Below are 11,306 nucleotides of genomic sequence, written 5' to 3'. Positions count from 1 at the left end.
CAATGCGAATATTTGTCTACGGCAGTTTACGAACCAGGCAAGGCAACAGTCACTGGATGACCAATGCCCAGCTACTGGGGAATTACGATATCGAGAACTACCAGTTGTACAGCCTGGGCCACTATCCAGGCGCGGTTCCGGGCGAAGGAACAGTACAGGGTGAAGTTTATCGTATTGATAACGCGACGCTTGCCGAACTTGATGCCTTGCGCACCAGGGGCGGTGAATACGCACGCCAGTTGATCCAGACGCCGTACGGAAGCGCGTGGATGTATGTCTACCAGCGTCCGGTCGAAGGGTTAACGCGGATTGTAAGCGGTAACTGGTTAGACAGAGACCAGTACTGAAAAAAAAACAGCGCCACCGTGAGGTGGCGTTGTTTTTTTACGCCTCTTGCCGGGTGGCGCTACGCTTACCCGGCCTACATGTTCACTGTAGACCCAGCTGCGCGCCCGCCACAAAAAAAGCCCCGACGTGCGGGGCTTTCATCAATCGGCAGTAAGAATTACTTCTTAGCAGCGCGTTCGAAAGAGGAGATGATTTCCGCTTTCGCTGCTTCTGCGTTGTCCCAGCCGTCAACTTTAACCCACTTGCCTTTTTCGAGGTCTTTGTAGTGCTCGAAGAAGTGAGTGATCTGCGCTTTCAGCAGCTCTGGCAGGTCGTTCACATCTTTGATGTGATCGTACTCTTTGCTCAGCTTGGTGTGCGGTACCGCAACCAGCTTCGCATCTTCACCGGATTCGTCGGTCATTTTCAGCACGCCAACTGGACGGCAGCGAATGACGGAGCCTGGCTCCAGTGGGTATGGCGTTGGGACCAGCACGTCAACCGGGTCACCGTCCAGAGACAGGGTATGGTTGATGTAACCGTAGTTGCACGGATAGAACATCGCGGTAGACATGAAACGGTCTACGAACAGGGCGCCGCTCTCTTTGTCCACTTCGTATTTGATCGGATCTGCGTTAGCCGGGATTTCGATAACTACGTAGATGTCTTCTGGCAGTTCTTTACCCGCTGGGACGTTGAGTAAGCTCATGTCGGTGTCCTTTAAAATGGATGGTAAACAAGTGGCAGGTATTATAGCCAACTCGCGCTGAATGTCTCCGCCTGTTTTCGCCTTCTCTCCACGTTCTTCCCACTTTTCAGACCGATTCCATGACAGAAAAATCCATAAACTCAGCCGCATTTTTCATGGAGAAATGAAAGCGATTACAAACTTGTGATTAACGTTTTATTCACTTTTCTGAAGTGTGATGTAACGCAATTCGTTACATATTTCATGGGCTATAGTCATTCCGCAGAACATCTTTTAACCAACAATAACTCACCCTACGAGGACGTTCATATGTGGAAGCGCTTACTCCTGGTCACAGCAGTTTCGGCAGCCATGTCGTCTATGGCGATGGCCGCTCCCTTAACCGTAGGTTTTTCGCAGGTCGGCTCTGAATCTGGCTGGCGAGCGGCAGAAACCAACGTGGCGAAAAGCGAAGCTCAGAAACGCGGTATTACCCTGAAAATCGCCGATGGTCAGCAAAAACAAGAGAATCAGATCAAAGCCGTGCGCTCCTTTATCGCCCAGGGCGTGGATGCCATCTTTATTGCACCCGTCGTGGCAACCGGCTGGGAACCCGTCCTGAAGGAAGCGAAAGACGCTGAGATCCCGGTCTTCCTGCTCGACCGTTCCATCGACGTCAAAGACAAATCCCTTTATATGACAACCGTCACCGCTAACAACGTGCTTGAAGGGCAGTTGATTGGCGACTGGCTGGTGAAACAGGTCGACGGCAAGCCGTGTAACGTCGTTGAGCTGCAGGGCACCGTCGGCGCGAGCGTGGCCATCGACCGTAAAAAAGGCTTTGCTGAAGCCATCGCGAAAGCGCCAAACATCAAGATCATCCGCTCTCAGTCCGGCGACTTTACCCGTAGTAAAGGTAAAGAGGTCATGGAGAGCTTCATTAAGGCTGAAAACAACGGCAAGAATATCTGCATGGTTTATGCCCACAACGATGACATGGTAATCGGCGCGATTCAGGCAATTAAAGAAGCGGGCCTGAAGCCGGGCAAAGATATCCTCACCGGCTCTATCGACGGCGTGCCGGATATCTACAAAGCGATGATTGACGGCGAAGCCAACGCCAGCGTGGAGCTGACGCCAAACATGGCGGGCCCGGCATTCGACGCGCTGGAGAAATTCAAGAAAGACGGCACGATGCCGGAGAAAGTGACGGTTACCAAATCCACGCTCTACCTGCCTGACACGGCGAAAGAAGAGTTAGAGAAGAAGAAAAATATGGGCTACTAAGCCTGTCTGAACATGCCGGGTGGCGCTGCGCCATCCGGCTTGACGCAGGGGGAAACCATGACCACTGAACAACACCAGGAAATCCTCCGCACAGAGGGCTTGAGTAAATTCTTCCCCGGCGTAAAAGCGCTGGATAACGTTGATTTTAGCCTGCGGCGTGGGGAGATCATGGCGCTGCTGGGCGAGAACGGCGCGGGAAAATCGACGCTGATTAAATCCCTGACCGGCGTTTATCACGCCGACCGCGGCACCATCTGGCTGGAAGGCAACGCCATTTCGCCAAAAAATACCGCCCATGCCCAACAGCTGGGGATCGGGACGGTCTATCAGGAAGTGAACCTGCTGCCTAATATGTCGGTGGCGGATAATCTGTTTATTGGCCGTGAGCCGCGACGCTTTGGCCTGCTGCGCCGCAAAGAGATGGAGGCGCGGGCGACAAAGCTGATGGAATCCTACGGCTTCTCCCTCGACGTCTGCGAGCCGCTGAACCGCTTTTCCGTGGCGATGCAGCAGATCGTTGCCATCTGTCGCGCGATCGATCTCTCCGCGAAGGTACTCATCCTGGACGAACCCACCGCCAGCCTCGATACCCAGGAAGTGGAGATGCTCTTTACCCTGATGCGCCAGCTGCGCGATCAGGGCGTAAGCCTGATCTTCGTTACCCACTTCCTCGATCAGGTATATGAGGTGAGCGATCGCATTACGGTGCTGCGCAACGGCAGCTTTGTTGGCTGCCGCGAAACCCGCGAGCTGCCGCAGATCGAGCTGGTGAAAATGATGCTGGGTCGTGAGCTGGAAACCAACGCCCTCCAGCGCGCAGGGCGCACGCTGCTGAGCGAGAAACCGGTCGCCGCGTTCAGCGATTACGGCAAAAAAGGAGTGATATCGCCGTTTAACCTTGAGGTGCGGCCGGGCGAAATTGTCGGGCTGGCGGGCCTGCTAGGCTCGGGCCGAACCGAAACCGCCGAGGTGATCTTCGGGATCAAGCCCGCGGACAGCGGCAGCGCGCTGATCAAGGGCAAACCGCAAACCCTGCGATCGCCGCATCAGGCCTCCTGTCTGGGCGTTGGATTCTGCCCGGAAGATCGGAAAACGGACGGTATCATTGCCGCGGCCTCGGTGCGGGAGAATATCATTCTGGCGCTGCAGGCCCAGCGCGGCTGGCTGCGCCCGATCCCCCGTAAAGAGCAAAACGCCATAGCCGAGCGCTTTATCCGCCAGCTCGGCATCCGCACCCCGAACGCGGAACAGCCGATCGAGTTCCTCTCCGGCGGCAACCAGCAGAAGGTGCTGCTGTCGCGCTGGCTGCTGACCAAACCGCAGTTCCTGATCCTCGACGAACCGACCCGAGGCATTGACGTGGGGGCGCACGCCGAAATTATCCGGCTTATCGAAACCCTGTGTGCAGACGGTCTGGCCCTGCTCGTCATTTCGTCCGAGCTGGAGGAGCTGGTAGGTTATGCCGATCGCGTCATTATCATGCGCGATCGCAAGCAGGTGGCAGAGATCCCGCTGGATAAGCTGTCCGTTCCGGCGATCATGAATGCCATTGCGGCATAAGGAGTGAATCGTGATGTCCCGTTCGCTTTCGCAAACCGGTGAGTCAAAGCGCCGCTTCAGCTGGCCAACCGGCACGCCGCAAATCGCGGCGCTGCTGGTGGTACTGATGGTTGACAGCCTTGTCGCACCGCATTTCTTCCAGATTATCGTGCAGGATGGTCGCCTGTTTGGCAGCCCGATAGACATCCTGAACCGTGCTGCGCCCGTGGCGCTGCTGGCCATCGGGATGACGCTGGTCATTGCCACCGGCGGGATTGATCTCTCCGTCGGCGCGGTGATGGCTATCGCCGGGGCCACTGCAGCCTCCATGACCGTGGCCGGGCATAGCCTGCCGGTGGTACTGCTGGCGGCCTTAGGCACCGGCGTGCTGGCCGGATTATGGAACGGCATTCTGGTGGCGGTGCTGAAAATTCAGCCCTTTGTCGCCACGCTTATCTTAATGGTGGCCGGGCGTGGGGTGGCGCAGCTGATTACCTCCGGCCAGATTGTCACCTTTAACTCCCCGAGCCTGGCGTGGCTTGGTAGCGGCAACCTTCTGTTCTTCCCGACGCCGGTGATTATTGCCCTGGCCACGCTCGTTGTCTTTTGGCTCTTCACCCGTAAAACGGCGCTCGGCATGTTCATTGAAGCGGTTGGGATCAACATTCGCGCCGCGCGCAACGCCGGGGTCAACACGCGGCTGATGGTGATGCTGACCTACGTGCTGAGCGGTATCTGCGCCGCCATCGCAGGGGTGATCGTCGCGGCGGATATCCGCGGAGCCGATGCCAACAACGCCGGGCTTTGGCTGGAGCTGGACGCAATCCTGGCTGTGGTCATCGGCGGCGGGTCGCTGATGGGCGGGCGCTTTAACCTGCTGCTCTCGGTGATCGGCGCGCTGATCATTCAGGGCATGAACACCGGGATCCTGCTCTCCGGTTTTCAGCCGGAACTCAACCAGGTTGTGAAAGCGGTGGTCGTACTCTGCGTGCTGATCGTCCAGTCGCCGCGCTTTGTCAGCATCATTAAGGGGATCCGTGGCCATGATAAAACGTAATTTACCGTTGATGATCACGCTGGGCGTATTTGTGCTGGGGTATCTCTACTGCCTCACCCAATTCCCCGGCTTTGCCTCGACGCGCGTGATCTGCAATATCCTGACCGATAACGCCTTTTTAGGCATCATCGCCGTCGGAATGACCTTTGTGATCCTCTCCGGCGGGATCGATCTCTCCGTCGGCTCGGTGATCGCGTTTACGGGCGTGTTCCTCGCGAAGGCGATCGGCTTCTGGGGGATCTCTCCGCTGGTGGCGTTTCCGCTGGTGCTGGCGATGGGCTGCGCGTTTGGTGCCTTTATGGGGCTGCTGATCGACGCGCTGAAAATCCCGGCGTTTATCATTACCCTCGCGGGGATGTTCTTCCTCCGTGGGGTAAGTTATCTGGTGTCGGAAGAGTCGATCCCGATTAACCATCCGGTGTATGACACGCTCTCCAGCCTGGCGTGGAAAATTCCCGGCGGCGGTCGTTTGAGCGCGATGGGGCTGCTGATGCTGGGCGTGGTGGTGATCGGCATCTTCCTCGCCCACCGTACCCGGTTTGGCAATCAGGTTTACGCCATCGGCGGTAACGCCACGTCGGCAAACCTGATGGGGATCTCGACCCGCAGCACTACCATCCGCATCTATATGCTCTCGACAGGCCTGGCGACGCTGGCGGGTATCGTCTTCTCGGTGTACACCCAGGCGGGCTATGCCCTTGCAGGCGTTGGCGTTGAGCTGGATGCGATTGCTTCTGTGGTCATCGGCGGTACGCTGCTTAGCGGCGGCGTGGGTACGGTGCTGGGGACGCTGTTCGGCGTGGCTATACAGGGGCTGATACAAACCTATATCAACTTTGACGGCACGCTCAGCTCCTGGTGGACGAAGATCGCCATCGGCATATTGCTGTTTATCTTTATTGCCCTGCAGCGCGGTCTTACGGTGCTCTGGGAGAACCGCCAAAGCTCACCTGTTACCCGCGTAAACACATCGGTAACAGAGCGATAACACGCTGAATTTGCTTAAAGTCTAAACATTTTCCGGTAGCGGCCGATACTCTTTTTTTATGCCCAGAAATATCTCGCTACCGGAAATAATATCATGCTTAAAACGCTATCGATTCGTACCGGCTTGCTCTCTTTACTGGCCGTTATGACCCTTCTGCTGCTGATTGTCAGCGGCATTGGCATTTATGCCCTCACACAGAGTTCTTCTTCACTGCAGCGTATTAATCACCTTCAGGGTGAGCAGATGGTGCAGCTTAATTCTGGCTATACGCTGATCCTGCGCGCGCGCAATGAGGCGGGCCAGGCCGTCCGCATGATGGAAATCGGCATGCTGGACGATGCGGCCAAAGCGGTAAAAAACATCAATCAGGAAGTTGCCCTGGCCCAGAAAACGCTGAAAGGCGTGATCGACGACGGCGTGGCTGACGAGCAGGGGCAACAGCTGCTCGACAAAGTGTCAGCCAGCCTGGCGACGTATAGCCAGCAGGGGATCAACCCGATGCTGAAAACCCTGAATGACCAGAGCGCGGACGGGTATTACGATCTGCTGGAGAAGACGCTGATCCCGGTGGCGAAGCAGTTTGATAACGATATGCAGGCGTTTCAGAAATGGAGCGAAGCGCGTGGTCAGGCGGAAGTGAGTGCCGTACAGTCGAGTAAAACCCGCGTGCTGATCCTGATTATCGTCGCAGCGCTGCTGACGGCGGGCATTATCGTGCTCGCGTGGCTGGTGCTGCGCCATATGCTGCTCCAGCCGCTCTCGGCCTCCATTGCTCAGCTGGAGAACGTGGCGGCGGGGGATTTAACCCATACGCTTGCCGCGCCCGCGAGTCAGGAGTTTAACCGCCTCAACGCGGTGATAGAGGAGATGCGACAGTCGCTGATGAACTCGGTAATGCGGGTACGCGATGCCAGCTCGCAAATTGACACCGGCAGCCGCGAACTGACCCTGGGAAACCGCGATCTTGCCGAGCGTACGGAATCCACCGCCACGTCGCTGGAGCAGACGGCGGCCAGCATGGAACAAATCACCGCGACGGTGAAACTCAACGCGGATAACGCCGAGCAGGCGCACCAGCTGGCGAAGTCGGTGTCCGATACGGCCGATCACGGCAGCGAAATGGTCTGCTACGTGATTGAAAAAATGCGCGATATCTCCGGCAGCTCGGCGCGCATCGCCGACATCCTGAGCGTGATCGACGGTATTGCCTTCCAGACCAATATTCTGGCGCTTAACGCCTCCGTGGAAGCGGCGCGCGCGGGCGAGCAGGGGCGTGGGTTTGCCGTCGTCGCGGGCGAAGTGCGAAACCTTGCCAGCCGCAGCGCCGACGCGGCGAAAGAGATCCGATCGCTTATCAGTGATTCGCAGACCCACGTTAACGAGGGCAGCGAGCTGGCTCAGCAGGCTGGCGAAACGATGGATGAGATCGCAACAGAAGTGCTGCGCATGACCAAACTGATGCGTGAGATTGCGACCGCGTCCCAGGAGCAAAGCCGCGGCATTGAGCAGGTGAATATTGCGGTGAATCAGATGGACGAAACCGCGCAGCAGAATGCTGCGCTGGTGCAGCAATCCTCCGCTGCGACCCGCTCCCTTGAGGAGCAGTCGCGTCAGCTTATGGAAGCGATGTCATCATTCAAAGTGACGACTCAGACCGCTGCATAATATTACTCAACCCCGGTACGTTCTGTGCCGGGGTTTTATTTTTCCCGGAATTAACTGCCGCAATATTATCGTGAATTTCACCCATTAATATTTCCAGCGAGCTGGTTAAGGCTAACGCTTTTTCCGTCGGTTCAAGATATAAACCTTTTCGGAAAAATAATGGTTCATCAAAGAGTTGATTAAAACGCTTTAAGGCCAGGCTCACCGCGGGGCGTGACATCTCCAGACGCAAAGAGGCTTTTGCCATGCTGCCGCAGCGGACGACTTCAATAAATACAGGGATAAGATTTAAATCAATGCCGGTATTAGCACGGGAATAATTGTTCATTGCGATTCTGCTCCACGAAATATCTATCAAACTGTTATGGAAATAATGCAGGAGCAGTGGTGAATATTAAAGCATGTTTTTTATAAACACTTATACGGTAAAATATATAAATGACCAGGGGAGCCAGAACGGCTCCCCTGTAGAGAGGTATTACGCGTCCGGGTACTCACGGATAAAACGTTCAACGTCTTCAACCATGTGGTTGTTGCCGACGAAGAATGAACGGCGCTGGTGAAGGCTTTCCGGCACGATATCCAGAATACGCTCTTTACCGTCGCTCGCCTTGCCGCCCGCCTGTTCGGCGAGGAATGCCATCGGGTTGCACTCGTACAGCAGACGCAGTTTCCCGTCCGGATGGCTGGCGGTGCTTGGGTAGAGGTAGATACCGCCTTTCAGCAGGTTACGGTGGAAATCAGCGACCAGAGAGCCGATATAGCGGGACGTGTAAGGGCGCTGGGTCGCTTTATCTTCTTCCTGGCAGAATTTAATGTACTTCTTCACGCCGTTCGGGAATCGGATGTAGTTGCCTTCGTTGATGGAGTAGGTGTTGCCCTTTTCCGGGAAGCGCATGCGTTCCTGGCTCAGACAGAAAACGCCCAGTGAAGGATCGTACGTAAAGGCGTGAACCCCGCATCCGGTGGTATACACCAGCATGGTGGACGAGCCATAAACGACGTAACCGGCAGCAACCTGATTAATGCCAGGCTGCAGGAAATCTTCTTCGGTCACCGGCGTGCCAACAGGCGTGACGCGGCGATAGATGGAGAAAATGGTACCGACAGAAACGTTAACGTCGATGTTTGAGGAACCGTCGAGCGGATCCATCAGAACAACGTATTTAGCGTGTTCACACCCTTCGAAAACAACAATTTCATCTTCTTCTTCAGAGGCGATACCCGCAACGATGTCGCGCGCGCGCAGTGCAGCTTTCAGTTTTTCATTTGCGAACAGATCGAGTTTCTGTTGAACCTCGCCCTGAACGTTCTCGGCACCGCTGGCACCCAGGATATCGACCAGACCGGCCTTGTTGATATCGCGGTGGATGATCTTAGCGCCCAGCTTTATTGCCGACAGCAAAGCAGTGAGTTCACCGGTAGCATGAGAGAACTCGTGCTGCTTTTCGACAATAAATTCACCTAACGTTTTCATAACACTTTCCCTGCATCTTTGTGAGTAGAGCGATTGTATGTTCACTAAAACGACTAAAGCCCAACAATCTTAACAAATATTCAAATAGTAGCGCAGAGGTGAATCGCGCCAGCAACATACGGATTTACCTGAAATGCGTTTCACAGCCGCTAACATGTGAGTAAAATGTGCGCCACATTGAAGAAGGATAGTGACGTATGCGCATTCATATATTGGGGATTTGTGGCACTTTCATGGGCGGACTGGCAATGCTGGCGCGCTCGCTGGGCCATGAAGTGACAGGTTCGGACGCCAATGTGTATCCGCCAATGAGCACACTTCTGGAAAAACAGGGCATCTCTTTAATTCAGGGCTACGATGCCAGCCAGCTGGATCCCGAGCCGGACCTGGTGATCGTTGGTAACGCGATGACCCGCGGCAATCCGTGCGTCGAGGCGGTACTGGAACGCAATATTCCGTTCATGTCCGGCCCGCAGTGGCTGCATGACTTCGTCCTGCGCGACCGCTGGGTGGTTGCCGTTGCCGGTACTCATGGCAAAACCACGACTGCGGGCATGGCAACCTGGATCCTCGAAGCCTGCGGCTACAAGCCGGGCTTCGTGATCGGCGGCGTACCGGGTAATTTCGACGTTTCTGCGCGTCTGGGTGACAGCCCGTTCTTCGTGATCGAAGCCGACGAATACGACTGCGCGTTCTTCGACAAGCGCTCCAAGTTCGTGCATTACTGCCCGCGCACCCTGATCCTCAACAACCTTGAGTTCGACCACGCGGATATTTTTGACGATCTGAAAGCGATTCAGAAACAGTTCCACCATCTGGTGCGCATTGTTCCGGGTCAGGGGCGCATCATCCTGCCGGAGAACGATATCAACCTTAAGCAGACTCTGGCGATGGGCTGCTGGAGCGAGCAGGAGCTGGTGGGCGAGCAGGGCCACTGGCAGGCGAAGAAACTCAACGCCGATGCCTCCGAGTGGGAAGTGCTGCTCGACGGTGAAAAAGTGGGTGAGGTGAAGTGGGGCCTGGTGGGCGAGCACAACATGCACAACGGCCTGATGGCCATTGCTGCGGCGCGTCACGTCGGCGTTCTGCCTGCGGATGCAGCCAACGCGCTGGGCTCGTTTATCAATGCCCGCCGCCGTCTGGAACTGCGCGGTGAAGCCCACGGCGTTACCGTGTATGACGATTTCGCGCACCACCCAACGGCCATTCTGGCAACGCTCGCCGCCCTGCGTGGCAAGGTCGGCGGCACTGCCCGCATTCTGGCGGTACTGGAACCGCGCTCGAACACCATGAAGATGGGCATCTGCAAAGACGATCTGGCGCCGTCGTTAGGGCGTGCCGATGAAGTCTTCCTGCTGCAGCCGCAGCATATTCCGTGGCAGGTGGCTGAAGTAGCCGACGCCTGCATTCAGCCTGCGCACTGGAGTGCGGACGTGGACGCGCTCGCGGATATGGTGGTGAAAGCCGCTCAGCCCGGCGACCATATTCTGGTGATGAGTAACGGCGGGTTCGGTGGGATCCATCAGAAGCTGCTGGACGGTCTGGCGAAGAAAGCGGAAGCGGCAGCCGACGCGTAAAAAAAAGCCCGGTGGCGCTCGCGCTTACCGGGTCTACGTTCTTTTCTCCCTCGCCCCTTCGGGGTGAGGGGAACGAATTACTCTTCGTTCTCAGACAGCTCGCGCAGATACTGGAAAATCAGGCGCGCGGACTTCGGCGGCTTATTCCCTTCTTTCTCTTTCTTCGCGTTGCGGATCAAGGAACGCAGCTGCTGGCGGTCGGCATCCGGCCACAGGTTCAGCACTTCCGGCACGGCATCATCACCCTGTTCAATCAGACGATCGCGGATCTGCTCCAGCTTATGAAACAGCGCAACCTGCTGATTGTGGCGGTTTTTCAGCTTGTCCAGCGCCTGGCGGATCGGATCGACGTCGCGCTGACGCAGCATTTTCCCGATAAGCTGAAGCTGGCGACGACGGCCTTCTTTTTTGATTTTCTGTGCCAGTTCAATGGCATCGCGCAGATCCTGGTCGAGCGGGATCTTATCCAGCGCGTTTTTACCCAGTTCTACCATTTCCGCGCCAAGCTGTTTTAACTCTTCGGCGTCACGTTTAATTTCACTTTTACTGACCCAGATGATCTCATCATCTTCGTCTTCGATGTCATCACCGGGAACGTCGTTGAGCCAGTCTTCGGGCTGCTTAGTCATGTCAGGCTCCTTAAAAAAAGAGGCTAATGTTACCAGTTAAGACGCGCACTGAAAAACGGTTCTCTGTTAGAC

11 protein-coding genes are annotated in these 11,306 nt (G+C 56.1%); 7 read left to right on the top strand and 4 right to left on the bottom strand.

The window, feature by feature from the left end; all coding sequences use genetic code 11:
- Positions 1 to 2: 2 nt before the first annotated feature.
- Positions 3 to 347: a gamma-glutamylcyclotransferase family protein gene (locus AC4IBF_RS19565; RefSeq protein ID WP_111965369.1), complete on the top strand. Its 345-nt coding sequence runs from the start codon at positions 3 to 5 to the stop codon at positions 345 to 347.
- A 158-nt stretch (positions 348 to 505) separates the two neighbouring features.
- On the opposite strand, the gene ppa is transcribed toward AC4IBF_RS19565, so the two are convergent.
- Positions 506 to 1,036 carry an inorganic diphosphatase gene (gene ppa / locus AC4IBF_RS19560; protein ID WP_111965368.1) on the bottom strand — a complete coding sequence of 177 codons (531 nt, stop codon included), beginning with the start codon at positions 1,034 to 1,036 and terminating at the stop codon, positions 506 to 508.
- A gap of 309 nt (positions 1,037 to 1,345) precedes the next feature.
- Between ppa and ytfQ the strand changes: the two genes are divergently transcribed.
- The 5 genes from ytfQ to AC4IBF_RS19535 all read left to right on the top strand — a co-directional run bounded on the left by ytfQ (position 1,346) and on the right by AC4IBF_RS19535 (position 7,551).
- The gene (gene ytfQ, locus AC4IBF_RS19555) at positions 1,346 to 2,302 is read left to right on the top strand and encodes a galactofuranose ABC transporter substrate-binding protein YtfQ (protein ID WP_014882271.1); all 957 of its coding nucleotides are present in this window, start codon (positions 1,346 to 1,348) and stop codon (positions 2,300 to 2,302) included.
- A gap of 57 nt (positions 2,303 to 2,359) precedes the next feature.
- Positions 2,360 to 3,862, top strand: a complete 1,503-nt coding sequence (ytfR, locus tag AC4IBF_RS19550) for a galactofuranose ABC transporter, ATP-binding protein YtfR (RefSeq protein ID WP_133293644.1) — start codon at positions 2,360 to 2,362, stop codon at positions 3,860 to 3,862.
- A gap of 10 nt (positions 3,863 to 3,872) precedes the next feature.
- Positions 3,873 to 4,898 (top strand): galactofuranose ABC transporter, ATP-binding protein YtfT, encoded by a 1,026-nt coding sequence (gene ytfT / locus AC4IBF_RS19545; RefSeq protein WP_181574041.1) that lies wholly within the window; start codon positions 3,873 to 3,875, stop codon positions 4,896 to 4,898.
- Positions 4,885 to 5,886: a galactofuranose ABC transporter, permease protein YjfF gene (gene yjfF, locus AC4IBF_RS19540; protein WP_023293434.1), complete on the top strand. Its 1,002-nt coding sequence runs from the start codon at positions 4,885 to 4,887 to the stop codon at positions 5,884 to 5,886. The genes ytfT and yjfF overlap by 14 nt, the downstream gene beginning before the upstream one ends.
- A 93-nt stretch (positions 5,887 to 5,979) precedes the next feature.
- Positions 5,980 to 7,551: a methyl-accepting chemotaxis protein gene (locus tag AC4IBF_RS19535; RefSeq protein WP_133293645.1), complete on the top strand. Its 1,572-nt coding sequence runs from the start codon at positions 5,980 to 5,982 to the stop codon at positions 7,549 to 7,551.
- Here AC4IBF_RS19535 and AC4IBF_RS19530 read toward each other — a convergent pair.
- Both AC4IBF_RS19530 and fbp read right to left on the bottom strand, forming a co-directional pair.
- Positions 7,523 to 7,879 (bottom strand): helix-turn-helix domain-containing protein, encoded by a 357-nt coding sequence (locus AC4IBF_RS19530; protein ID WP_133293646.1) that lies wholly within the window; start codon positions 7,877 to 7,879, stop codon positions 7,523 to 7,525. The genes AC4IBF_RS19535 and AC4IBF_RS19530 overlap by 29 nt on opposite strands.
- 150 nt (positions 7,880 to 8,029) lie before the next feature.
- Entirely contained in the window at positions 8,030 to 9,028 is a 999-nt protein-coding gene (fbp, locus tag AC4IBF_RS19525; RefSeq protein ID WP_023310178.1) for a class 1 fructose-bisphosphatase, read from the bottom strand.
- Between the two features lie 197 nt (positions 9,029 to 9,225).
- Between fbp and mpl the strand changes: the two genes are divergently transcribed.
- Positions 9,226 to 10,605: a UDP-N-acetylmuramate:L-alanyl-gamma-D-glutamyl-meso-diaminopimelate ligase gene (mpl, locus tag AC4IBF_RS19520; protein ID WP_111965364.1), complete on the top strand. Its 1,380-nt coding sequence runs from the start codon at positions 9,226 to 9,228 to the stop codon at positions 10,603 to 10,605.
- A 77-nt stretch (positions 10,606 to 10,682) separates the two neighbouring features.
- Here mpl and yjgA read toward each other — a convergent pair whose 3' ends face one another.
- On the bottom strand, positions 10,683 to 11,234 hold the full coding sequence (gene yjgA / locus AC4IBF_RS19515) for a ribosome biogenesis factor YjgA (protein ID WP_143344578.1): 552 nt from the start codon (positions 11,232 to 11,234) through the stop codon (positions 10,683 to 10,685).
- Positions 11,235 to 11,306 lie beyond the last annotated feature (72 nt).

This window comes from Enterobacter sp. Taxon_8 (assembly GCF_058354585.1).
This window is presented reverse-complemented; position numbering and strand designations above follow the sequence as displayed.